Source organism: Paracoccus sp. (in: a-proteobacteria) (assembly GCF_030538695.1).
In the GTDB taxonomy this organism is placed as follows: Bacteria; Pseudomonadota; Alphaproteobacteria; order Rhodobacterales; family Rhodobacteraceae; genus Paracoccus.
Genome location: NZ_JAUNTN010000009.1, coordinates 98,283 through 122,155 on the forward strand (window position 1 = coordinate 98,283; position 23,873 = coordinate 122,155).

The following is a 23,873-nucleotide window of genomic DNA, read 5'->3' on the forward strand; positions in this document are numbered from 1 at the left end:
ATCACCGCGACCATGCCCGGCCCCCATCACGCTGGGCCGAAGTTTCGGCCCGCCATTCCGCACCGTCCCGCCACAGCGCCACCGCACCACTGCGTCGCAGACGCGTTTGGTCGAACAATCGGCAGGCGGGGCGATAATCGCGGGCCAGCGCCTCAGAACTGACGACCATCGCGCCGGGCTGACAGGCCGCTGCGGCCCGGTCCGCCGCGCCTTTGCCTGACATATGCCATAACACGCCCTCCGGCAGATCATAGCGACGCGCATTGGCGGGACCGGACCAGCCCGGACGGGCTGCTGCTGCAGCCTGCGGGGCCATATCACCATCCGCCTCCAGCCAGCTTGAGATGGCAAAAGCCCCACCCGATGGTTTGGACGGCACCCGGCCTTGCGGCCCCATCACCGCCACCGCCGAGCCATCCCACGAGATCAGGATGTCCGGTCGCGCCGCCTGCATCCAGGCCACGAAGCTGACCAGCAACGCCAGCCCCCCCGCCAGAGGCACCACACGCAAGCGCGGCAAGGTCAGCACCACAAGCAGCCCGGCGCCAGACATCAGCGGCAACACCCAACCGGGCGGCAGCGCCACGGCAGAGGTCGCGCCGTCCAGCCCGGCAACGTAATCGGCAACCCACAGCATCCAAGACGTGCCGATCCCCGCGACCCACAGCGCCGGCCATGCCAGCCCAAGCGGGGCCAGCACCGTCGCAATCACCCCAAAGGGCATCACCATCACCCCGACCACCGGCACCGCCAGCAGGTTGGCAATCAGCCCGTAATGCGGAATCCGCCCAAAATGCGCCGCGGCAATGGGCGATGTCGCCAGCCCTGCCACCAGCGAGCTGATGACCAACATCACGAAGCCACGCGAAATCGCCGGGAGCCACGGCTTGAACCACCCCCATGCGCCGCCGGTCAACACCAGCCCGATGGTCGCGGCAAAGCTCATCTGGAAACCCGCAGAGGTCAGCGCCTCGGGCGTCAGCATCAGGATCAGCAGCGCCGAGACCGCCAGCGTGCGCAGGGAAATTGCCCGCCGATCCGCCACAATCGCCCCCAGCATGACCGCCGCCATGATAAACGACCGCTGCGTGGCAACATCCATGCCCGAGATCCAGAGATAGGCCCCACCCGCCAAAATCGCCAGCAGGGCGGCCACCTTATAGCCCGGCGGGGCGCGGTTCAGGTGCCAGCCGCCCGCCCGCAGCCCCATCCCGGCCAGCAGGAAAACCCAGCGCAGCGCCTGATAGGTGAACCCCACCACCAGCGCCATATGCAGCCCCGAGATCGACACCACATGATAGAGGTTCGAGGCCCGCATGATGTCATTCGTGCGTTCCAGAATCGCACTGCGGTCGCCGGTGAACAGCGCCGCCGTAACCGCACCGGACTGCCCCGGAATCGCCTGCTGAATGGCCGCCGAGGCCCGCATCCGCAGCTGGTCAGCAGCAATCAGGCCGCCAGCCGGTTCAGGCTCGACCGTCAAGATCGCGGTGCGGGTATAGCCGACGGCGCCCAGCCGTTCGAACCACGCATAGCGGCGGAAATCAAAGCTCCCCGGCTCGGCCGGGCCCGGCGGCGCAGAGAGATTCGCCGTCAGCATCACCCGGCGGCCCGGTGGCGGCAGCGCGGCAGGCACCTCCATCAACCCGACGCGCACCCGCGCGGGTGTGCGTTCGGTGGGCATATTGGCCAGCACCACTTGGTCCAGCAGAATACGAATCCGGTCGCGGCCCGAACGGTCGATCTTGAGAACCCGCCCCTCAACCGGGCCGTAATAGCGGAAATCCAGCACTGGCGCCGCCACGCTGGCGGAACGTGCCGCCATCCCCAGAAAACCCGCCGCCAGCAGCGCAAGCGCAAGGCTGCCAACCAGCGCGGCGTCACCGCCAAGCCATGCGGGCAGCCGCCCTTGGCCCGCCCACCACAGGCCGGGTGCCAGCAACAGCGCCACCACGGCGGCCAGCACAGGCCAGCCGGGGTCCGTCGGCCAGATCAGCCACAGCCCGATTCCCAAGCCGAACCAGACCGGCACCCAGGGAAACAGCCCGGCGCGCGTCACCACCCCCTGCCGCGCGGGCGGAGCAGCCGCAAAGGCGGCACTGGCGGTTTGCGTGGCCATGCTTGTTCTTCGTCCCCGGCTTGCGTATCTCTGACCACGAATAGCGCATAATCCCTTTCCAAAGGGTTAACGCGCCCTGATTTTCCCGACGATTCGTCGAAAAATGGACTGTCCCGATGAATGATACGCCCGTTGTGACCCGCTTTGCCCCCTCACCCACCGGCTATTTGCACATCGGGGGCGCACGAACAGCACTGTTCAATTGGCTTTACGCACGCGGACGCGGCGGCAAGTTCCTGTTGAGGATCGAGGATACGGACCGGGCGCGCTCCACCCCCGAGGCAACCGAGGCAATCCTGACAGGGCTGGAATGGCTTGGCCTCGACTGGGACGACGAACCCGTCAGCCAGTTCGAAGGCATGGCACGTCATGCCGAGGTCGCCCGGCACATGCTGGAAACCGGCAATGCTTACAAATGCTTCTCGACGCCAGAGGAAATCGCCGCCTGGCGCGAGGCCAATCCGCGCCAGCCGTTCCAAAGCCCCTGGCGCGAGGCAACCGACCTGCCGGACACGCCCTATGCAATCCGGCTAAAGGCCCCTCGGGATGGGGAAACGGTGATCCGCGATGCGGTGCAGGGTGATGTGACCATCGCCAATGCACAGCTTGACGACATGATTCTGCTGCGCAGCGACGGCACACCGACCTATATGCTGGCGGTGGTGGTGGACGATCACGACATGGGCGTGACCCATATCATCCGCGGCGACGATCACCTGACCAATGCCGCGCGCCAGATCCAGATCTATGTGGCGATGGGCTGGCCAGTGCCGGTTTTCGCCCATATCCCGCTGATTCACGGCGAGGATGGCAAGAAACTGTCCAAACGTCACGGCGCTGTCGGCCTGCACGAATATGCGGCTCTTGGCTATCCGGCCGAAGCGATGCGCAACTATCTGGCGCGGCTTGGCTGGAGCCATGGCGATGATGAACTGTTCACTGACGCACAAGCGCGGGAGTGGTTTGATCTGTCGGGCATTGGCCGCGCCCCTGCCCGGCTGGATTTCAAGAAACTGGAGCATGTCAGCGGCTGGCATATCGGGCAAATGGATGACGCCAAGCTGTTGGCCGCGCTGGAGGATTTCCTGACCGAAACCGGCCAGTCCGCCCTGACCGAAATCCAGAAAGCGCGACTGATGCCCGCCATGGCGGTGCTGAAAGAAAAGGCGAAAACCCTGCCCGCGCTGCTGGATCAGGCCCGGTTCGCGCTGATCGACCGCCCCATTCAGCCAGACGAAAAAGCGGCGAAATCTCTGGATTCGGTATCCCGTGGTATGCTGTCGGAATTGACTGCCGCATTGCAGCATGATAGCTGGACCAGAGACACGCTGGAGGAGGCCGCCAAAGCCGTGGCAGAGGCGCATGGGCTTGGTCTTGGCAAGATTGCGGCACCTCTGCGGGCCGCTTTGGCCGGGACGAGTTCGACCCCTAGTGTATTCGACATTATGACGGCGCTTGGCCGCGATGAGACCCTCGCGCGGCTTGGCGATCAGGCAGGCTAAGCCCTGCCCTCAACCCATTTCCCGGCCTGGCCCGGATGACAGGTGAAAGGACATCGACGTGACCGATAAAACCGCAAAACTTTCCGTCAAAGGGCAGGAATACGATCTGCCGATCCTGTCCCCGACCGCCGGGCCTGACGTTCTGGACATTCGCAAGCTGTATGGTCAGGCGGATGTGTTCACCTTTGACCCCGGCTTCACCTCGACCGCTGCCTGCGAATCCGCCATCACCTATATTGACGGCGACAAGGGGGAGCTGTGGTATCGTGGCTATCCGATCGAGCAACTGGCCGATAAATCGCATTACCTTGAGGTCTGCTATCTGCTGCTTTACGGTGAACTGCCGACCGAAGCGCAGATGATCGACTTTGAAACCCGTGTGACCCGTCACACTATGGTTCACGAGCAGATGCACAAGTTTTTCAGCGGCTTCCGCCGCGACGCGCATCCGATGGCAACCATGGTGGGCGTTGTTGGTGCGATGTCGGCCTTCTATCACGACTCGGTTGACATCAACGACCCCTATCAGCGTGAGGTTGCCTCGATCCGGCTGATCGCCAAGCTGCCGACGATTGCGGCCATGGCCTATAAATACCACATCGGCCAGCCTTTCGTGTATCCGCGCAACGATCTGGATTACGCGTCGAACTTCCTGCACATGTGCTTCAGCGTGCCGGCGGAACCCTATAACGTCGATCCGGCGCTGGCCCGCGCGATGGACCGCATCTTTACCCTGCACGCCGATCACGAACAGAACGCCTCGACCTCGACCGTGCGTCTGGCTGGCTCGTCCGGGGCAAACCCGTTCGCCTGTATCGCCGCCGGTATCGCCTGTCTGTGGGGTCCGGCCCATGGCGGCGCGAACCAGGCCTGTCTGGAAATGCTGCGCGAGATCGGGACCGTGGACCGCATCCCGGAGTATATCGCCAAGGCCAAGGACAAGGACGATCCGTTCCGCCTGATGGGCTTTGGCCACCGGGTCTATAAAAACTTCGACCCGCGCGCCAAGGTGATGAAGGAATCCGCCGACGAGGTGCTGGACCTGCTGGGCGTTCACAACAACCCGACCCTGCAAGTCGCCAAAGAGCTGGAGCGGATCGCGCTGGAGGACGAATATTTCGTCAGCAAAAAGCTGTATCCGAACGTCGATTTCTACTCTGGTATCATCCTTGAGGCGATGGGCTTCCCGACCTCGATGTTCACCCCGATCTTTGCGCTGTCGCGCACTGTGGGCTGGATTTCGCAATGGAAGGAAATGCTGGGCGATCCGCAATCGAAAATCGGCCGCCCGCGTCAGCTTTATATCGGCGCTGGTCTGCGCGACTATGTGGATGTCGCCAAGCGATAAGCCAGCGCGAACCGGATCAAGGCCCCCTTTCGGGGGCCTTTCCTATGTGCGACAGCCTTTCCTCTTGCGGGGGCGCAGACCGGGTGGCAAGGAAGCCAGATGGAACAGAACACGCAAAAAATCGCCCTTGTAACCGGGGCATCTCGCGGGCTTGGCGCAGCGATTGCCGAGGCCCTTGGCGCAAAGGGCTGGCATGTGCTGGCCGTGGCACGCACCACCGGCGCATTGGAGGAGCTGGACGACCGCATCCGTGCAGCCGGTGGCGAAGGCGCGACGCTGGCCCCGATGGATGTCTCCATCCCCGAGGCCATGGGACAATTGGCGCAGGCCGTGCGCCAGCGCTGGGGCGGGCTGGACCTGTGGGTTCACGCCGCCATTCATGCCGCGCCGCTGACCCCCGCCGGACATATCGACGACAAGGATTGGGGCAAATGCTTTGCCGTCAATATGGACGCCACGCGCGGGTTGATCGGGATGATCGGACCGCTGTTACAGGCGCGGCAGGGCACGGCCCTGTTCTTTGATGATCCGCGCGGTGGCCAGCCCTATTTCGGCGCTTATGGCGCAACCAAAGCCGGGCAGATGGCGCTGGCACGATCCTGGCAGGCAGAATCCGCCAAACTTGGCCCGCGCGTGGTGATTGCGGAACCTCAGCCGATGCCAACCGCCATCCGGGGCCGGTTTTTCCCCGGCGAAGCCCGCACCCCACTGGCCCCCTGCAAGGATGAGGCAGCGCGTATCCTGCACGACATGGGTTACTGAAAAGGGGCGCGATTGCGCCCCTTTCCTTATTTCGCCCGCATCACCGGATGCAGCGATGCGCCAAGGATATGATCGGAATTATGGATCACATGGCTGGCATGACCGACGATCAGCGGATCAGGCGCGGTTGCGATCAGCGGGTCTTTATCCGGGTAATCCAGCGAGTTCAGGAAGTGCTTCATGCAGTTCAGCCGCGCCCGCTTTTTATCGTTGGATTTCACGATGACCCAAGGTGAATCGGCGGTGTCGGTGTAAAAGAACATCGCCTCTTTCGCCTCGGTATAGTCGTCCCACTTATCAAGGCTGGCGAGGTCGATCGGCGACAGCTTCCAGCGTTTCAGCGGGTCGGTTTCGCGCTCTTTGAAGCGGCGGCGCTGTTCTTCGCGGGTCACGCTGAACCAGTATTTATACATGCGGATACCGCTGCGGACCAACATCCGTTCCAGTTCGGGGGTCTGACGCATGAACTCCATATATTCCGACGGCGTGCAGAAGTTCATCACCCGCTCGACCCCGGCACGGTTATACCATGAGCGGTCGAAAAAGGTCATCTCGCCGCTGGTCGGCAGGTGGTTGATATAGCGTTGAAAATACCACTGGCCACGTTCCTCGTCGGTGGGCTTGTTCAGCGCCACGACACGGGCGAAACGCGGGTTCAGGTGTTCTGTATAACGCTTGATCGTGCCGCCCTTGCCCGCCGCATCGCGGCCTTCGAACAGAATCACGAACCGCTGGCCGGTGTCCTGCGCCCATTTCTGGACCTTCAGCAACTCGGCCTGAAGCTGCGCCTTTTCAACCTCATAGGGACGACGCGCCATTTTACGCGGATAGGGATATTTCCCGGATTCAAAGGCCGCCCGGACCTGATCCGGGGTCGGCGTCGGGAAAACACGCGGCCCGACGGCTGCTGTATCCGAAACGGCCTTGGCCGGAGCAGGTGCGGCATCCGTTACCGGCACAGCAGAGGTTTCAGCCGCGACCGTGTCATCAACCGGCGTTTCCGAAGCGGCAGAGGGCAGTTCATTCATCATGCGCGTTCCTTTCATCTGAATATGGTTAAATGTATCAAATGCCTGCATGATCCGCATTGCGCAGGATCAAACCCGGCACTTTTCCTTTCCAAAATCCGCGCGTAACCTGCTGAAGAAACCGGCAGAAAGGCCCCTCATGCTGAAAATTCATGGTGTCACCCGATCCCGCGCCTCGCGCATTATCTGGCTGTGTCACGAAATCGGCCTGCCGTTCGAGCAGATCCCGGTGATTCAGGCTTACCGGCTGGCTGACCCCGATGCGCCGGGGGCAGCACTGAACACGCGCTCTGCCTCATTCCTGCGGCTATCGCCTGCCGGTGCGGTGCCGGTTATCGAGGATGACGGGCTGGTGCTGTCGGAAAGCATGGCCTGCACCCTGCATCTGGCCCGCAAACACGGGCTGCCCTTTGGCCCCGCCGATATGGCCGAACAAGCGCTGATGGATCAGTGGTCCTTCTATGCCGTCACCGCGATTGAACCCGATGCCCTGACCATCCTGTTTCTGCACAAGCACGGACAGGTGCAAAAGGGCGAGGATCAGGCACTGGTCGCCAATGCCGCCGAGCGGCTGATCCGCCCCTTGCAGGTGGTCGAAGATCACCTGTCCCGCCACGGCCATCTGGTCGGCGGCCGCTTTACCGTGGCCGACATCAACATGGCCGAGGTGATCCGCTATGCGCAGGGCTATGGCCCGCTGATGGCGCAATTCCCGGCCCTGCAAAGCTGGCTGGCCGATTGTCAGGCCCGCCCGGCGTTTCAGAAGATGTGGGTCGCACGGCTGGTCGAGCCAGAATGACATTGAACACACAACATGGTGGCACCAAGAAAGGATGCCGCCATGTCCCGTCCTTGGCCCGAGTGGGCAACCATATCGCCTATGGCATGGTAAACGATGTTTTCGACCTTGCCGCATTATATGCGATGGCGATTGCACGCGGACATTGCCTTGATGATACCAACAAGCGCACTGCACATCAGTCCATGGATATGGTGTTGGCCCTGAATGGCGTAGAACTTTCATGGCCCGTTGAAGAAACCGGCCAGAAAATCATCGCTCTCGCGCAAGGCGTGATCGACGACGGCGTCCTGTCTGACTGGCTGCGGGATCGCGCCTGAACGCTCGGGCGCTTGCCCGCCCCTGCCCGCTCATGCGATAAGCCCCCAACCAAACAGAGAGCAGTTTCATGGCCGACGACCTTCTTTCCGCCGCCGAGTCGGGCGATTATTCCGCCGCTTCCATCGAGGTGCTGGAGGGGCTGGAGCCTGTCCGCAAGCGCCCCGGCATGTATATCGGCGGCACCGACGAACGGGCGTTGCATCATATGGTAGCGGAAATCCTCGACAACGCCATGGACGAGGCCGTCGCCGGTCACGCCACACGGATCGAGGTCGAATTGCACGACGGCCAGTCCGTGACCATCCGCGACAACGGCCGTGGTATTCCCATCGACCCGCATCCCAAGTTTCCTGGCAAATCCGCGCTGGAGGTTATCCTCTGCACCCTGCACGCGGGGGGCAAGTTCTCGGGCGATGCCTATGAGACCTCGGGCGGGCTGCATGGCGTGGGGGCTTCAGTGGTGAACGCGCTGTCCGATTCGATGGTGGTCGAGGTGGCGCGGAACCGCGAATTGTGGCGTCAGTCCTTTAGCCGTGGCGTGCCGCTTGGTCCGGTAGAAAAGGTCGGCCCGGCCCCGAACCGGCGCGGCACAAGTGTATTTTTTCACGCCGATGAGCAAATCTTCGGCCATCACCGTTTCCGCCCCTCGCGGCTGCTGAAAATGGTGAAATCCAAGGCTTACCTGTTCAGCGGCGTGGAAATTCGCTGGAAATCTGCGCTGGAGGACGGCGACACCCCGCAAGAGGCGACCTTCCATTTCCCCGGCGGCCTGTCGGATTACCTGACCGAGACACTGGAAGGCGCCAGCACCTATGCTGACCGCCCCTTTGCCGGTCTGGTCAGCTTTCAGGAAAAGTTTGACCGCCCCGGCAAGGTCGAATGGGCGATCAACTGGACGCCTTCGCGTGACGGCTTCATCCAGTCCTATTGCAATACCGTGCCGACCCCCGAAGGCGGAACCCATGAGGCGGGCTTCTGGTCGGCAATCCTGAAAGGCATTCGCGCCTATGGCGAACTGGTGAACAACAAAAAAGCCGCCAATATCACCCGCGACGACCTGCTGACCGGCGGTTGCGCCTTGGTGTCCTGCTTTATCCGCGAACCCGAGTTCGTCGGCCAGACCAAGGACCGGCTGGCCACGGTCGAGGCGCAACGGCTGGTCGAAGGCGCCGTGCGCGATCATTTCGACAACTGGCTGGCGGCGGATACGAAATCGGCCGGGGCCATTCTGGACTTTCTGGTGCTGCGCGCCGAGGAACGCCTGCGCCGCCGTCAGGAAAAGGAAACCGCCCGCAAAACCGCAACCAAGAAACTGCGCCTGCCCGGCAAGCTGGTCGATTGCAGCGCGACCAACCGCGACGGCACGGAGCTGTTCATTGTCGAGGGCGACTCGGCCGGTGGCAGCGCCAAACAGGCCCGCGACCGCCGGACACAGGCGCTCTTGCCGCTGAAAGGGAAAATCCTGAACGTGCTTGGCGCGGCCAGCTCGAAAATGGGACAGAATCAGGAAATCAACGATCTTTGTCAGGCTCTTGGCGTCAGCATGGGGACACGTTTCAACATCGACGACCTGCGCTATGACAAAGTGATCATTATGACCGACGCCGATGTAGACGGCGCCCATATCGCCAGCCTGCTGATGACGTTTTTCTTTACCCAGATGCGCCCGCTGATCGACAAGGGCCACCTGTATCTGGCCTGCCCGCCGCTTTACCGGCTGACGCAGGGTGCGCATCGGATTTACGTTGCCGATGACGCCGAAAAAGACCTGATGCTGGAAAAAGGTCTCGGCGGGCGCGGTAAAATCGACGTGCAACGGTTCAAGGGCTTGGGCGAAATGGACGCAAAAGACCTGAAAGATACCACCATGGACCCTGCCAGCCGCAAGCTGATCCGCATTGGCATCGACGAGGATTCAGGCGGAGAAACCGCCGATCTGGTCGAACGCCTGATGGGCAAAAAGCCCGAGCTGCGCTTTCAGTATATCAGCGAAAACGCCCAATTCGTTGAGGAGCTGGATGTTTAGGCAACGCTCTTAACCGGATCTTAAATCCTTCGCGCTACCCTGCTGGAAAGACGCGGGGTTGCGATGATTCGATGGCTGGATACAGGTGCAATGACAGCACGGCTTTGGGCCGTGCTGCACCTGTTGCGCTTACTGCTGGATCGTTTGCAGATATTCCACCAGCGCCACCATGCGGGCGGGCATTGGGGTCGGATTGCCGTCACCCGGATCATAGCTGATCGTGGGACCGTCCAGCAGGTCGCCGAAGGCCGGCATATGGCTGTCCGTCGCGCCCATGGTATAGCCGTTCACGCGCTCGAACATCTGCAATTTCGGGAAATGGCCCTGATGCCGCGCGGCGATCCGGGTCAGGTCGCTGGGTTGCGGGTTCATGGCAGCCGCCGCAGGGCCGTTGCCCTTGCCGCTATCGCCGTGACAGCTTGCGCAATATTGCAGAAAATCGTTCCGCGCCGAAGGCTGTGGCTCGGGCGTGCAGGCGGCCAGAAGACTTGCCGCGGCAGCAGCGCCCAGCCAGATCGTCGGTTTCATCGCAAATCCCTCCATTGCGTTTGTCTGTTTCTGCCTGCGATCCGCCCAACAGGCAAGTCAGCCAAGCCCGATCACCCGGTCCATCCGGGCAGCAAGGTCGTGGTTGTGGGTGGCAATCAGCGCCGAAAGCCCGGTTTCACGTACCAGATCCATCAGCACCGCGAACACCCGGTCGGATGTCTCGGGGTCCAGATTGCCGGTCGGCTCATCCGCCAGCAACAGCGCGGGCTGGTTCGCCAAAGCCCGGCAGAAAGCCACCCGCTGTTGCTCGCCCCCCGACAGCGCGGCGGGGCGATGATCGGCGCGGGCCGACAGCCCCACCCGGTCCAGCAGCATCAAGGCCCGGTCACGGGCAGCAGTTTGCGCCACGCCATTCGCAAGCTGCGGCAGGATAATGTTCTCGGCCGCCGAGAACTCGGGCAACAGGTGGTGGAACTGATATATAAAGCCCAAATCCTGCCGCCGCGCCTCAGTCCGGGCGCGGTCGCTCTGCCCGGTCATGTCGCGGCCATTTACCACGATCCGGCCCGAATCCGGCGTGTCCAGCAGCCCGGCGATATGCAGCAGCGTCGATTTTCCGGCCCCCGAAGGCGCGACCAGCGCCACCACTTCACCCCGCGCGACAGTCAGGGACAAATCGCGCAGCACCTCGACCGGGGCAGCCGTATCGCGGCCATAGGTCTTTGAGATGGCCTCAAGGATCAGCGTGTCACTCATAGCGCAGGGCCTCAACCGGGTTCATCCGCGCCGCGCGACGGGCCGGAAACAGGGTGATAATAAAGGCCAGCCCCAGCGACAGACTGACAGCGCGGAAAATATCCCACGCCCGCAACTCGGCCGACAGGCGATAGATGCCGCGCACCTCAGGTTGCCACGCGCCGCCGTTGGTCAGCGCATTCAGCGCCGCCATGATATTATCGACATTCAGCGCCAGCGCCACGCCAAGCACCACCCCGGCGATGGTTCCGATCACCCCGGTAAAGGCGCCGCACAGGAAAAATACCCGCATGACCGCGCCTTCGGTCAGGCCCATGGTCCGCAAAATGCCAATGTCGCGCCCCTTGTTCTTGACCAGCATCACCAGCCCCGAGACGATATTCATCGAGGCGATCAGCACCAGCACCGACAGGATCACGAACATCACGTCATCCTCCATATCCAGCGCAGCAAGGAACGACCCGGCACCGTCGCGCCATGTCCAGACCATCGCACCTTCCCCCGCCGTCTGCATCAGGGGCAGGATCAGGCGCTGGACATTCTCGGGGTCGGTGACAAAAACCTGCACCTCATCCGCGACACCTTCGCGGTTCAGATAGGATTGCGCCTCGGCCAGCGGCATATAAACCCTTGTCTGGTCAATATCGTAACGCCCGGCGCTGAAAATATAAGTCACCGGATAGGCATTGACCCGCGGTGTCACTCCCATCGGCGTGCGCGCCCCATTGGGCGAGATCAACCGCACCGGGTCGCCCACGCCCACCCCAAGCGTGCGGGCCAGACCGGCCCCCATGGCAATGCCGCTGTCGAAATCGTCAAGACTGCCCTGCCCGGTCGCCGGATCAACGATACGCGGCAGATCCGACAACGATTCCCGCGTCAGGCCGAAAATCTCGGCCACACCAGAAGCATCACCGTTCGTTGCCATTACCTGCCCGCGCACCACCGGCGTGGCATGGGTCACGCCCGGAACGGCGGCCAGCCGCGCGGCCATCTGGTCATAATCGCTGATCCGCCCAGGCACGACGACGCCGGGCGCGATCTCTTGCGGCGGCAGATAGACGGTCGCATGAGCGTTGGCGCCAAGGATCGTATCCACGAACTCGGCCCGAAACCCTGCCCGCACCGCCAGCGTGGCGATCAGCGCCATGACGCCAAGCGCAATGCCAATCAGGCTGATCCATGTCATCACGCTGACACCCCCTTCGGCCCGGCGGGCGCGCAGGTATCGCCATGCGATCAGGAACTCATATCGGGAAAAGGGCGCGGGTGTGGACATTTGGGGGCCTCTTGCGGTCGCGGCAAACTGACCGCTGCGGGACAAAAGCGCAAGCCCGCTGGCACCGCTCTGACGGGCCTGTTATCAGGGGCAAAACGTGAAAGGATACCATGGCCAAGCCCGTTACCGCCTTTACCTGCACCGCCTGCGGTGCCAGCCATCGCAAATGGGCGGGGCGCTGCGATGCCTGCGGTGAATGGAATACCATCATCGAAGAAGCCCCCCTGTCCCACGGCCCGGCGGGCAAAACGCTGGGGGCAGCCAAGGGCAAGGCCGTGCCACTGTCGGGGCTTTCGACCAGCGAGCCACCACCACCGCGCAGCCGCTCGGGCATGGACGAGCTGGACCGCGTGCTTGGCGGCGGGCTGGTGCCGGGCAGCGCGATTCTGGTCGGCGGCGATCCGGGCATCGGCAAATCCACGCTGCTGCTGCAAGGTGCCGCCGCTTTTGCCCGCCGCGGCATGTCCGCCATCTATATCAGCGGCGAGGAGGCCACGGCACAGGTCAAGATGCGGGCGCAGCGGTTGGGGCTGTCGGATGCCCCCGTGCAGCTTGGCGCGGCCACCGCCCTGCGTGACATCCTGACCACGCTGGAGCGTGAGCGCCCTGACATCGCCATTATTGATTCGATCCAGACGCTTTGGGCCGATACGGTCGAGGCTGCGCCGGGCAGCGTCGCGCAGGTGCGCTCGGCCGCACATGAGCTGACGACCTTTGCCAAGCGCAGCGGCGTGGCCGTGGTGCTGGTCGGCCATGTCACCAAGGACGGGCAGATCGCCGGGCCGCGCGTTGTGGAACATATGGTCGATACCGTCCTGTATTTCGAGGGCGAGCGCGGCCATCAGTTCCGCCTGCTGCGCAGCGTCAAGAACCGCTTTGGCCCCGCAGATGAGATCGGCGTGTTCGAGATGACCGGCGCCGGTCTGGCCGAAGTCGCCAACCCCTCGGCGCTGTTCCTGTCCGAACGCGGCCAGCCCGTCCCCGGATCGGCGGTTTTCGCGGGCATCGAAGGCACCCGCCCGGTCCTGACCGAGATTCAGGCGCTGGTCGCGCCTTCGACACTGGCAAGCCCCCGGCGCACCGTGGTCGGCCTTGATTCGGGCCGGGTCAGCACCATTCTGGCAGTGCTGGAAAGCCGCTGCGGCATCCCCTTTGCCGGGCTGGACGTGTTCCTGAACGTCGCTGGCGGGATGCGGGTCAGCGAACCCGCCGCTGATCTGGCCATCGCCGGGGCGCTGTTATCCGCCCGCGAGGACACCGCCCTGCCCGCCGAAGCGGTGCTTTTCGGTGAAATCTCGCTCTCGGCGGCATTGCGCCCGGTCGCTCAGGCGGAAAACAGGTTGAAAGAGGCGCAAAAACTTGGTTTTTCACGCGCAATCATGCCTGACGCGCAGAAAGTCGAGGGCAACGAAGGGATGCGGCTGGATCGAATGGGCGATCTGACGCGTTTCGTGGGCGAGACATTCGGCGCCGGGTAAAGCACCCCAGAAGCGCGTAGAAACAGGGACATACGGGACAGTTCTATGGACGGATTTACCATTATCGACGGCGTTGTTGCCGCTGTTATCATCCTGTCAGCCATCTTGGCCTATGCGCGGGGCTTCGTGCGCGAATCACTGGCGATTCTCGGCTGGATCGGCGCGGCGGTTATCGCCTTTCTTTTCGCCCCCACGGTCCGACCGATGGTCGCGCAACTGCCAATGCTGGATCGTTTTCTGAACGACAATTGCGAATTGGCAACGATTGCCGCCTTTGCCGTGGTCTTTGCGCTGGGGTTGGTGGTGTTCTCGATCATTACCCCGCTGTTTTCCGGCGTGGTGCAGCGTTCGGCCCTTGGCGGCATAGATCAGGGCATGGGCTTTCTGTTCGGTGTGGCACGCGGCGCGCTGCTGGTTGCGCTGGCCTTCATCGTCTATGATCGGGTGATGGGCGGCGAAGGCGTCGCGCAGGTGGATGACTCGCGTTCGGCCCAGATTTTTGCGCAAATGACCGGCGAAATGAACCGCGAGGTGCCGCAGAACGTCCCCGACTGGGTGATCCAGCGTTACAACCAGCTTGTCGCGCATTGCCAGCCCGGCACGACGACGGCAGCACTGACGACCAACTGAACCCGGTCGTTGCGATGATGTAACGGTCCCGTGACAGAAAACGCCCCGGCAGCCACCGCCGGGGCGTGACTTTATCCGCTGCGGGGGTTACATGGGCCTTATCTCCTCCAGCCAGCCGAAAGGCCAGATACGATGACCCGTCCCTTCATCGCAGACCCGTTCGACGCCGACAGCCTGCACGAGGAATGTGGCGTCTTTGGCGTGATCGGCGTGTCCGACGCCGCCAATTTCGTCGCACTCGGTCTGCACGCGCTGCAACATCGCGGGCAAGAGGCCGGGGGCATCATCGCCCATGATGCCGAACACGGGTTCAACAGCGCCCATCGCTTCGGCTATGTCCGTGACAATTTCACCAAAGCCTCGCTGATGGAGACCCTGCCCGGCCCACTGGCCATCGGCCATGTGCGCTATTCCACAGCCGGGGCCAAGGGCGCGGCAATCCGCGACGTGCAGCCCTTCTTTGGCGAGTTCAGCATGGGGGGCTGCGCCATCGCGCATAACGGCAATATCACCAATGCCGCCGCCCTGCGCCGCGAGTTGATTGAGCGCGGCAGCATCTTCCAGTCGGGCAGCGATTCGGAATGTATCATTCACCTGATGGCCCGCTCGATCCAGCGGTCGATCCCCGAGCGGATGAAGGATGCCCTGCGCCGTATCGAGGGCGCCTTCAGCGTCATTGCCATGACCCGCACCAAGCTGATCGGTGTGCGCGACCCGCTTGGCGTGCGGCCGCTGGTGTTGGGCAAGATCGGTGATGACGGCTTTGCGCTCGCCTCGGAAACCTGCGCGTTGGACATCATCGGGGCCGAATTCGTGCGCGACATCGCCCCCGGCGAAATGGTCGTGATCTCAAAAGGCCATGTCGAAAGTTCGCGCCCTTTTGGCCAGCATAATTCGCGCTTTTGCATCTTTGAGCATGTCTATTTCAGCCGCCCGGATTCCATCATCGACGGGCGCTCGGTCTATGAAACCCGCCGCCAGATCGGCGTCGAGCTGGCCCGTGAAGCCCCGATCGAGGCTGATCTGGTCTGCCCCGTCCCCGACAGCGGCACCCCGGCAGCCATCGGTTATGCCCATGAATCGGGTATCCCCTACGGTATGGGGATCATCCGCAATCAATATATGGGCCGCACCTTCATCGAACCGACCGAGCAGATCCGCAACATGGGGGTCCGCCTCAAACTGAACGTCAACCGCGCCCTGATAAAGGGCAAGCGCGTGGTTCTGGTCGATGATTCCGTCGTGCGCGGCACCACCAGCCGCAAGATCAAGGACATGATTATGGACGCGGGCGCCGCCGAGGTGCATTTCCGTATCGCCAGTCCCCCGACCGCATGGCCCTGTTTCTACGGCGTGGACACGCCCGACCGCGACAAGCTGCTGGCGGCGCAAATGTCCACCGATGAAATGCGCGACTGGATCGGCGTCGATTCGCTGGCCTTCGTCTCACTGGACGGGCTGTATCGCGCCGCCGGTCAGGCCAAGGGCCGCAACAACGCCTGCCCGCAATATTGCGACGCCTGCTTCTCGGGCGATTATCCGGTGGCCCCATTCGACCAGCTTCAGCGCGGCTTCCGCATGAAGCAAGATCGCCTGTCCGGCGATATGGAGGCGCAACAGGACCAGACCGGCTATCGCCCCGTCGAACACACGCTCGGCCCGGTCGAAGGCTCATCGACAGCGGCAGAATAATTCTGCTTCAACTAGCTAAGGAGCACCCAGAAAATAGTCTGGTGGACTACTTCTGGTGAGGAAGGTGACAACAGACAAGATAATAGCGTCCCAATAGCATCAGCCCCTCTCCCCCTCCGCTCACCAATGCGGCGGGCGCTGATCGGCCAGCGGGATAGTTCCGGCATCCGCCTCACGTTCGGCCTCACGCTCCATCAGCAGGCCGACATGGCGCGACAGGCGACGGATCTCGGCATCCTGACGCGCCACCACATCCGACAGATCCTCGACCATGCGGATCAACTCGGCCATACGGATTTCGACCGCTTCCTGCCTGTCACTCATCTTGTCCATTTCGCCGCCTTCCGCTAAGCCCTTGGCGCAACCAGCCAAAGGCCGCGCGATGTCCAAGGAAAAGAAACAACCCCGCCCCAAGGCCGAAACGCCCAAGGGGTTCCGTGATTATTTCGGCGCAGATGTGACCGAACGCAAGGCCATGCTGGACCGGATTGCCGCCGTTTACCATCGTTTCGGCTTTGATCCGCTGGAAACCAGCGCGGTCGAGACGGTCGAGGCTTTGGGCAAGTTCCTGCCCGATGTGGACCGCCCCAACGCTGGCGTTTTCGCCTGGCAGGAGGAGGACGTTCCCGGCGGCGGTCGTGGTGACTGGCTGGCACTGCGCTATGACATGACCGCGCCTCTGGCCCGCGTCGCGGCGCAATATCGCAATGACCTGCCCGCGCCTTACCGGCGTTATGCGATGGGGCCGGTCTGGCGCAATGAAAAGCCGGGGCCGGGCCGCTTCCGTCAGTTTTATCAATGCGATGCCGATACGGTTGGCGCGGCCAGCATCGCCGCCGACGCCGAAATCATCGCCATGCTGGCCGAAGCGTTAGAGGCCGCAGGGATCACTCGCGGCGATTATCTGGTGCGGGTCAATGACCGCAAGGTGCTGAATGGCGTGCTGGAGGCGATGGGCGTCGCCGACGAAATACAGGCCGCCGATGTGCTGCGCACCATCGACAAGTTCGACAAGGTGGGCGAAGCCGGTGTGCGGGAATTGCTGACCACCGGCCGCAAGGACGCCTCGGGGGCGTTTATCGACGGCGTGGGTCTGGCCCCGGAACAGGCTGACCCGGTGATTGCCTTTTTGACCTCGAAAGGCGCGGATAACGCGGAAACACTGACCAATCTGCGCGCGGCCATCGGCACATCCGCGATCGGCGCCGAAGGCGTGAATGAATTGGCAGAGATTGCCACCCTGCTGACCGCGCTGGGGCTTGGTCCCGACCGCGTGGTGATCGACCCCTCGGTTGTGCGTGGGCTTGGCTATTACACCGGCCCGGTGTTCGAGGCCGAGCTGACCTTTGAAATCCTCGACGACAAGGGCCGCAAGCGCCAGTTCGGCAGCGTCGCGGGCGGCGGGCGTTATGATGGCTTGGTGGAACGCTTTACCGGCCAGAAAGTCCCCGCAACCGGGGTCAGCATCGGCGTTGACCGGCTGCTGGCAGCCCTGCGGGAAAAGGGGCTGGCGGGGGCAGACAGCTCCGGCCCGGTGGTCGTTACCGTCATGGACCGCAACCGTATGGGCGATTATCAGGTGATGGCCGCTACGCTGCGGCAGGCTGGTATCCGCGCCGAAGTCTATCTCGGCAACCCCAAAAACTTTGGCAACCAGTTGAAATACGCCGACAAACGCGCGGCCCCCGTGGCCATCATCCAAGGCGCGGATGAGGCCGCCCGCGGCGTTGTGCAATTGAAAGACCTGATCCTTGGAGCGAAACTCGCCGCCGAGGTCAGCCATGAGGAATGGAAATCGCAACCCGCGCAGACCGAGGTGCCGCTGGCCGATCTGGTGCGGGAAACCCGCCGCCTGCTGGCGCGTCACGGGCTGGACACATGACCGCCAAAGCCGCGAAGCAGGCCGTCGGCCAGCGCCTTCTGACCGCCTTTCGTCAGGCTGGCGCGGTCGAGGTTGCGCCCGATATGCTATTGCCCGCCGATACGTTGCTGGACCTTTACGGCGAGGATATCCGCGCCCGTGCCTATGTCACCAGCGACCCGATCCGGGGCGAGGTCATGTTGCGCCCGGATTTTACGGTTCCGGTGGTTCAGATGCATATGGCCAATGGCGCGGAACCCGCGCGCTACTGCTATCTGGGTGAGGTGTTCCGCAAACAGGACGCGGGCGAGACCCTGCCCGAGAACCCGCGCGACAACGAATACCTGCAAGTGGGATTCGAGCTTTTCAGCCGCGATCCGGCGGCGGATACTGAGGTTTTCGCCCTGTTCCACCGGCTGCTGTCACCCTTGCGGCTGGATGCGACGATGGGGGATATGGACCTGCTGCTGGATGCAATCCGGGCGCTGCCGACCAGCGAGACCCGGCGTCAGGCGTTGCTGCATCATATCTGGCGGCCTGGTCGTTTCGCCCGGCTTCTGGACCGCTGGACCCATCCGCAAAGCGCGACCGCACCGCAAACCAGCGCAGCGCCCTGGACCGGGCTGCGCAGCGAAGCCGAGATGCAGGCCCGCCTGACCCGCCGCACGCAGGATCAGCTTGAGCCGCCGCTGGCCCCGGCATGGGCCGCCCGCCTCGACCGGCTGTTCGCGGTCAATGCCCCTGCCCCGCTGGCACTGGAGCAATTGCGTATGCTTGCCACCGAAATCCCTGCGATCCATGAGGCCACCGACCGGCTTGCGGCACGGCTGGACCTGCTGGCTGCGCAGGGAATTGATCCGGCGATGATCCGTTTTGACGCCAGCCACGGGCGGCAGACGATGGAATATTACGACGGCATGACCTTTGCCTTTACCGTGCCGGGACGTGCGGACCTGCCGCCGGTGGCCTCGGGCGGGCGTTATGACGCGCTGACCCGCGTGCTTGGTGGCGGGCGCGAAATCCCGGCAGTCGGCGGCATCATCCGCCCCGGCATGGTCGCGGAACTGGAGGGCGCGGCATGATTAAACTGGGGGTGCCGTCCAAGGGCCGGCTGATGGAACAGACCTTCGACTGGTTCGCCGCCCGTGGCGTGCGCCTGTCCCGCGCCGGATCAGACCGCGAATATGCAGGCCGGGTCGAGGGCGCGGATGGCGTTGCATTGGTGCTGCTGTCGGCGGGGGAAATCCCGCGCGAACTGGCTGCCGGGCGCATCCATTTGGGCGTGACCGGCACCGATCTGGTGCGCGAAAAGCTGGCTGGCTGGCAAAGCCATGTCCGCGAGCTGGCACCGATGGGGTTTGGCCATGCCGATCTGATCCTGGCGGTGCCGGATTGCTGGACCGATTGCGTCGATCTGGACGATTTCGCCGCTATTGCCCGTGATTTCCGGGCCAAACATGGTTTCCGCCTGCGCGTGGCGACGAAATATCACCGGCTGGTGCGGGCATGGCTGTCCACACATGAGGTCGCGGATTATCAACTGGTTGACAGTCAGGGCGCGACCGAAGGCACGGTCGCCAACCTGACCGCAGAGGCGATTGCCGACATCACGTCTTCAGGTGAAACGCTGCGGGCCAACCACCTGAAAATCATCGGGGAACCGATGCTGCGGTCGCAAGCAACGCTGTTTGCCAGCCAGCGCGCGGGAAATGCGGCTGAAATCGACGGTTTCGCCCGGCTGCTGGGGCTTTAACGCCCCGTTTCAGCCCCGATCCCAACCAACGCCTCGGCAAATTCGCGCGGATCGAAGGCGTCCAGATCGTCGATTTGCTCACCAACGCCAATCGCGTGAATGGGCAGGCCAAACCGATCGGCCAGCGCCACCAGCACCCCGCCCCGCGCGGTGCCGTCCAGCTTGGTCATCACCAAGCCCGAGACATCGGCCAGTTTCTGAAAGGTCTCGACCTGCGACAGCGCGTTCTGCCCGGTCGTCGCATCCAGCACCAACAGGGTGTTATGTGGCGCAGTCTCGTCGCGCTTGCGGATAACGCGGACAATCTTGGCCAGCTCCTCCATCAGATCGGCACGGTTCTGCAACCGGCCCGCGGTGTCGATCATCAGCAGGTCCGCGCCATCGGCCTCGGCCCGCACCATCGCGTCATAGGCAAGACTGGCGGGGTCGCTGCCCTGCGCGGCGACCAGCACCGGCACCCCGGCGCGTTGCCCCCAGACCTGCAACTGTTCCACCGCAGCCGCGCGGAACGTATCGCCCGCCGCGATCACCACATTCTTGCCTGCCGCTTTGAGCTGGCTGGCCAGCTTGCCAATGGTCGTCGTCTTGCCCGAGCCATTCACCCCCACAACCAGCACCACCTGCGGGCGCTTGGCGTAAAGCGGCAGCGGCTTGGCCACCGGGGACATGATCCGGGTGATCTCATCGGCCAGCGCCTGTTTCAATTCGGTGGCGGAAATCCGGCGGCCCATGCGGCCTTCAGCGATATTGGCGGTCACGCGCAGGGCGGTTTCCACGCCCATGTCGGCCTGAACCAGCATATCCTCCAACTCTTCCAGCATGTCGTCGTCCAGCTCGCGCCGAGGCTCGCCGCTGTCACGCCCGAACAGGCGACCCAACATGCCGGGGCGCGGCGCGGGTTCAGGCGCGGATGCGGGAGCGGATACGGGGGCAGGATCAGCGGGCATCAACACCGGCGCAGGCGCAGCCCCCGGCGCAGGCGGCGGCACCAACCCCTGATCTGGCGAAGGCGCGGGAGCCGCCTCAGGCGCAGCCTCATGGCCGACCAGATCTTCCAGCCCGGCCCCGATCTTCGAGGACGAGCGTGTCAGCCGTTGCTTGAGCTTTGAGAAAAACGACATAGGCCACCCCCGGATGTTGCTGCCTGATACCTAAGCCTTCGCCCGACCAAGGAAAACCCCATGCGGCGGGAATCCGTATCCGCCGCTGTTCCCCGGTCCAAAGCGCAGCTATAATCCCGTCATGGACCGCATCTTTTCCAAAGCCCCGCAGGCCCGTGCCTTTGCCGCCGTTGCGCTGTTACCTGCCGTTCTGCTGATCCTTGGCAGCGGTGGGGGCTGGCCCTTGTGGCTGGGTTTTCTGTGGATCGCCGGGGTCAGTCAGACCGCCGATACGCTGATCGCCCGCGGCTTTCCTGATGCCGAAACCGAGGATTTCCCCCTGTCCGATACCGCCCTGTGCCTGATCGCAGCGGCGCATTTCGCCCTGCTGATTGTGGCACTGCGCGCCTTCGCCAGCGACGCCCTGACCACCCCCGAGCGCATCGCGCTGTTTCTTGCCAGCGGCATGTATTTCGGGCAGGTATCCAACGCGACAGCGCATGAGCTGATCCACCGCAGCCATCGGGCGCTGTTCCGGCTTGGCGCGGGGACTTATGTCAGCCTGCTGTTCGGCCATCACACCAGCGCACACCGGCTGGTGCATCACATCCATGTCGCCACCGACAACGACCCTAACACCGCCCGCATGGGGGAAAGCTTCTGGCACTTCTTTCCCCGCGCGTGGATTGGGTCTTTCCGTGCCGGGCTGGTGGCCGAGCAGACACGCGCCGCCCGGTCTGGTCGCATGAACCCCTATGTCTGGTGGGTCAGCGGCGGGATCGCCTGCATTATCCTGACCGCTGCCAGCCTTGGACCACGCACCGCCCTGACCTATGTTGCCCTATGCCTTTATGCGCAGGCGCAGTTGATGCTGTCGGATTACGTTCAGCATTACGGCCTGCGCCGCCAGAACCGCGATGGCCGCCCCGAGCCGGTCGGCCCACAGCATAGCTGGGACGCCAGGCACCCGCTGTCCTCGCTGATGATGGTCAACGCGCCGCGCCATTCCGACCATCACGCCCATCCGACCCGCGCCTATCCGGCGCTGCGCCTGTCCCGAGAGGCGCACCCGCGCCCGATCCTGCCCTATTCCCTGCCGGTCATGGGTGCCATCGCCCTGATCCCGCCGTTGTGGCGCAGAATCATGGACCGGCGGGTGGCACGGATGCAAAGCCGCTGACCTGCTTTTCGTCCGGTGCCAACACCCCGCTCGGCCTTAGGCCCGCACGGCCTGATCCAGTTCGAACACCAACAGCGTTGAGGTCGCTGAAGCACATAAGCGACCGGCACCATCCAGCAGCCTGGCCTCTGCAAAAGCGACGCGGCGTCCCAATGAAACGACCGTCCCTTCCGCCCGAACCACGCCACTTTCAGCACTTAACGCCCGATGGTAGGCGACCTTGAGTTCAAGCGTCGTATATCCCTGATGCGCCTCAAGCCGCGAATGCACGGCACAGCCACATGCACTATCCAGCAATGCCGCAGCATAGCCACCATGAACCGAGCCGATAGGGTTATAAACAGCAGCCGATGGCCGACCTTCAAACACCGCCCGACCACGTTCAATCGCCACAAGTTGAAAATCGAGCGTCTGCCCGATCGGCGGCTGCACACCACGCTTTATCAGCGCCGAAAGCTGCCCCAAACCATCAAGCCCGTCCGCATTATCGGCCCGCACGTTCTGCGGTTCTGTTCCCATGACATCCTCTTTCTGTGCGCATCGCAAATGTCACCTTATGGATTTGGCCGATCCAATAAAAGCACTTCTCGCCCGGCCACAAAGGGCCTTTGCCCCGTCACCAGACGCCCGCATCACAGGTGCAGCAGCGTTCAAACCACCCCGCCCCGCGACCTGCGGAACAAGTGCACGACAGCGATCATCGACCAAAGCCGATACAGAACCGGCGAAACCTGTTCTAAAAAATGCTTAATGTGAAAAATGGCGCGCCCGAGAGGATTCGAACCTCTGGCCTCTGCCTTCGGAGGGATTACGACTAGTCCCGTCGATTACCGAAAGGGGTACACCATGCTACGCTATCTTACTGTAAATAAAAAGGAGTTTGATCTCCTTCGCCGACAAGCCTATCCTTCTGTTCGCCACGGTTTTCGCCCTGCTGCTTACGTGGTGCTTACGCGGGAAGTCGGGCATGTGATGGAGGAAGTCCATGGCTAAGCTGACAAAAAGGCTTGTGGACGCAGCCGAGAGCCGTCCGAGTGATTACGTGATCTGGGATGATGAACTACCAGGGTTCGGACTCCGCGTCTTCACGTCAGGCAAGCGCAGCTATGTGATCCAGTACCGCCAGGGCGGGCGTTCTCGGCGCTATACGATCGGCCTGCATGGCGTCTGGACGCCGGAACTTGCCCGCCAGGAAGCCAAGGTGCAGCTTGGCAGGATCGCGCGTGGCGAAAACCCAGCAGAGGAAAAACAGCTCGACCGCAAGGCAATTACGGTCAAGGAGCTTTGCACCCTCTATCTGAATGACATGAACGCTGGCCTGATCATGGGGAAAGGCGGTCGTCCGAAGAGACACAGCACGATTGTGACCGATACCGGCCGGATCAACCGGCACATCGTTCCGCTTTTGGGCCATCGCCGGGTAAGGGACTTGTCCAAATCCGACGTCAACAAGCTTCTCAAAGACATCATAGCTGGCAAAACTCGGGTTTCGGTCGAGACTGACAAGCTTAGGGGTAAGGCCATTGTCCGTGGCGGCGCCGGGACTGCCGCTCGAACCGTCGGGCTTCTCGGCGGCATCCTTACCTGCGCCGTCGATGCCGGCATCATAGAGTAGAACCCGGCACATGGCATCAAAAAGCCGAAAGACAATGTTCGCAAGCGTCGGCTGTCCGAGGCGGAGTATCGCATACTCGGTGTGACCTGCCCCCCTTTGTTCCCTCGTTTATAACGAGAGTCTGCGGGTTTTATT

At 63.0% G+C, this 23,873-nt stretch carries 22 protein-coding genes and 1 pseudogene; 15 read left to right on the forward strand and 8 right to left on the reverse strand.

Features of this window, described 5'->3' with window-relative positions:
- Window position 1 precedes the first annotated feature (1 nt).
- Complete coding sequence (locus Q4G24_RS06605) at window positions 2–2,119, reverse strand: ComEC/Rec2 family competence protein (RefSeq protein ID WP_303365719.1); 2,118 nt, start codon at window positions 2,117–2,119, stop codon at window positions 2–4.
- A 116-nt stretch (window positions 2,120–2,235) separates the two neighbouring features.
- On the opposite strand from Q4G24_RS06605, the gene gltX reads away from it, so the two are divergent.
- The 3 genes from gltX (at window position 2,236) to Q4G24_RS06620 (ending at window position 5,731) form a co-directional block, all read left to right on the forward strand.
- Window positions 2,236–3,621: a glutamate--tRNA ligase gene (gene gltX / locus Q4G24_RS06610; RefSeq protein WP_303365720.1), complete on the forward strand. Its 1,386-nt coding sequence runs from the start codon at window positions 2,236–2,238 to the stop codon at window positions 3,619–3,621.
- A 52-nt stretch (window positions 3,622–3,673) separates the two neighbouring features.
- A complete protein-coding gene (gene gltA, locus Q4G24_RS06615; protein ID WP_303365742.1) occupies window positions 3,674–4,969 on the forward strand; it encodes a citrate synthase in 1,296 nt (431 codons plus the stop codon).
- A 99-nt stretch (window positions 4,970–5,068) separates the two neighbouring features.
- Window positions 5,069–5,731 (forward strand): SDR family oxidoreductase, encoded by a 663-nt coding sequence (locus Q4G24_RS06620; protein ID WP_303365721.1) that lies wholly within the window; start codon window positions 5,069–5,071, stop codon window positions 5,729–5,731.
- A 26-nt stretch (window positions 5,732–5,757) separates the two neighbouring features.
- Here Q4G24_RS06620 and ppk2 read toward each other — a convergent pair whose 3' ends face one another.
- Window positions 5,758–6,759, reverse strand: coding sequence for a polyphosphate kinase 2 (gene ppk2 / locus Q4G24_RS06625; protein WP_303365743.1), 1,002 nt, complete (start codon window positions 6,757–6,759; stop codon window positions 5,758–5,760).
- A 139-nt stretch (window positions 6,760–6,898) separates the two neighbouring features.
- Between ppk2 and Q4G24_RS06630 the strand changes: the two genes are divergently transcribed.
- The 3 genes from Q4G24_RS06630 to parE all read left to right on the forward strand — a co-directional run bounded on the left by Q4G24_RS06630 (window position 6,899) and on the right by parE (window position 9,905).
- Complete coding sequence (locus Q4G24_RS06630; protein ID WP_303365722.1) at window positions 6,899–7,558, forward strand: glutathione S-transferase family protein; 660 nt, start codon at window positions 6,899–6,901, stop codon at window positions 7,556–7,558.
- A complete protein-coding gene (locus Q4G24_RS06635) occupies window positions 7,555–7,878 on the forward strand; it encodes a type II toxin-antitoxin system death-on-curing family toxin (protein WP_303365723.1) in 324 nt (107 codons plus the stop codon). Before Q4G24_RS06630 ends, Q4G24_RS06635 begins: the two co-directional genes overlap by 4 nt.
- Window positions 7,879–7,946: 68 nt before the next feature.
- Window positions 7,947–9,905, forward strand: coding sequence for a DNA topoisomerase IV subunit B (gene parE / locus Q4G24_RS06640; RefSeq protein ID WP_303365724.1), 1,959 nt, complete (start codon window positions 7,947–7,949; stop codon window positions 9,903–9,905).
- Between the two features lie 129 nt (window positions 9,906–10,034).
- Here parE and Q4G24_RS06645 read toward each other — a convergent pair whose 3' ends face one another.
- The 3 genes from Q4G24_RS06645 to Q4G24_RS06655 are packed head-to-tail and all read right to left on the reverse strand — an operon-like array spanning window position 10,035 to window position 12,429.
- Window positions 10,035–10,433 (reverse strand): cytochrome c, encoded by a 399-nt coding sequence (locus tag Q4G24_RS06645; RefSeq protein ID WP_303365725.1) that lies wholly within the window; start codon window positions 10,431–10,433, stop codon window positions 10,035–10,037.
- 57 nt (window positions 10,434–10,490) lie between these two features.
- Entirely contained in the window at window positions 10,491–11,150 is a 660-nt protein-coding gene (locus tag Q4G24_RS06650; protein WP_303365726.1) for an ABC transporter ATP-binding protein, read from the reverse strand.
- Complete coding sequence (locus Q4G24_RS06655; RefSeq protein WP_303365727.1) at window positions 11,143–12,429, reverse strand: lipoprotein-releasing ABC transporter permease subunit; 1,287 nt, start codon at window positions 12,427–12,429, stop codon at window positions 11,143–11,145. The genes Q4G24_RS06650 and Q4G24_RS06655 overlap by 8 nt, the downstream gene beginning before the upstream one ends.
- Before the next feature lie 110 nt (window positions 12,430–12,539).
- Between Q4G24_RS06655 and radA the strand changes: the two genes are divergently transcribed.
- From radA to purF, 3 genes and pseudogenes are all read left to right on the forward strand, one after another.
- On the forward strand, window positions 12,540–13,907 hold the full coding sequence (radA, locus tag Q4G24_RS06660; RefSeq protein ID WP_303365728.1) for a DNA repair protein RadA: 1,368 nt from the start codon (window positions 12,540–12,542) through the stop codon (window positions 13,905–13,907).
- Between the two features lie 45 nt (window positions 13,908–13,952).
- Window positions 13,953–14,537, forward strand: a complete 585-nt coding sequence (locus tag Q4G24_RS06665) for a CvpA family protein (RefSeq protein WP_303365729.1) — start codon at window positions 13,953–13,955, stop codon at window positions 14,535–14,537.
- A gap of 132 nt (window positions 14,538–14,669) precedes the next feature.
- Window positions 14,670–16,121, forward strand: a pseudogene (gene purF / locus Q4G24_RS06670) (amidophosphoribosyltransferase); the annotation flags it as partial.
- A gap of 228 nt (window positions 16,122–16,349) precedes the next feature.
- On the opposite strand, the gene Q4G24_RS06675 reads toward purF, so the two are convergent.
- Window positions 16,350–16,553, reverse strand: a complete 204-nt coding sequence (locus tag Q4G24_RS06675; protein WP_303365731.1) for a SlyX family protein — start codon at window positions 16,551–16,553, stop codon at window positions 16,350–16,352.
- Window positions 16,554–16,611: 58 nt separating this feature from the next.
- Here Q4G24_RS06675 and hisS point away from each other — a divergent pair, with 58 nt between their 5' ends.
- From hisS to hisG, 3 genes are read left to right on the forward strand one after another with little or no spacing between them, the layout of a single operon-like run.
- Window positions 16,612–18,111, forward strand: a complete 1,500-nt coding sequence (gene hisS, locus Q4G24_RS06680; protein ID WP_303365732.1) for a histidine--tRNA ligase — start codon at window positions 16,612–16,614, stop codon at window positions 18,109–18,111.
- Window positions 18,108–19,172, forward strand: coding sequence for an ATP phosphoribosyltransferase regulatory subunit (locus tag Q4G24_RS06685; protein ID WP_303365733.1), 1,065 nt, complete (start codon window positions 18,108–18,110; stop codon window positions 19,170–19,172). The genes hisS and Q4G24_RS06685 overlap by 4 nt, the downstream gene beginning before the upstream one ends.
- A complete protein-coding gene (gene hisG, locus Q4G24_RS06690; protein ID WP_303365734.1) occupies window positions 19,169–19,843 on the forward strand; it encodes an ATP phosphoribosyltransferase in 675 nt (224 codons plus the stop codon). Before Q4G24_RS06685 ends, hisG begins: the two co-directional genes overlap by 4 nt.
- Here the strand turns inward: hisG and ftsY are convergent.
- On the reverse strand, window positions 19,840–20,964 hold the full coding sequence (gene ftsY / locus Q4G24_RS06695) for a signal recognition particle-docking protein FtsY (RefSeq protein WP_303365735.1): 1,125 nt from the start codon (window positions 20,962–20,964) through the stop codon (window positions 19,840–19,842). The genes hisG and ftsY overlap by 4 nt on opposite strands.
- Window positions 20,965–21,085: 121 nt before the next feature.
- Between ftsY and Q4G24_RS06700 the strand changes: the two genes are divergently transcribed.
- Complete coding sequence (locus tag Q4G24_RS06700; protein ID WP_303365736.1) at window positions 21,086–22,123, forward strand: alkane 1-monooxygenase; 1,038 nt, start codon at window positions 21,086–21,088, stop codon at window positions 22,121–22,123.
- A gap of 36 nt (window positions 22,124–22,159) precedes the next feature.
- Here the strand turns inward: Q4G24_RS06700 and Q4G24_RS06705 are convergent, their stop codons facing one another.
- Complete coding sequence (locus Q4G24_RS06705; RefSeq protein WP_303365737.1) at window positions 22,160–22,642, reverse strand: PaaI family thioesterase; 483 nt, start codon at window positions 22,640–22,642, stop codon at window positions 22,160–22,162.
- Window positions 22,643–22,969: 327 nt separating this feature from the next.
- Here Q4G24_RS06705 and Q4G24_RS06710 point away from each other — a divergent pair, with 327 nt between their 5' ends.
- Together Q4G24_RS06710 and Q4G24_RS06715 are read left to right on the forward strand one after the other, a co-directional pair.
- Window positions 22,970–23,116 carry a hypothetical protein gene (locus tag Q4G24_RS06710; protein ID WP_303365738.1) on the forward strand — a complete coding sequence of 49 codons (147 nt, stop codon included), beginning with the start codon at window positions 22,970–22,972 and terminating at the stop codon, window positions 23,114–23,116.
- Window positions 23,109–23,738, forward strand: coding sequence for an integrase arm-type DNA-binding domain-containing protein (locus tag Q4G24_RS06715; protein WP_303365739.1), 630 nt, complete (start codon window positions 23,109–23,111; stop codon window positions 23,736–23,738). The genes Q4G24_RS06710 and Q4G24_RS06715 overlap by 8 nt, the downstream gene beginning before the upstream one ends.
- The last annotated feature ends 135 nt before the right edge of the window (window positions 23,739–23,873 follow it).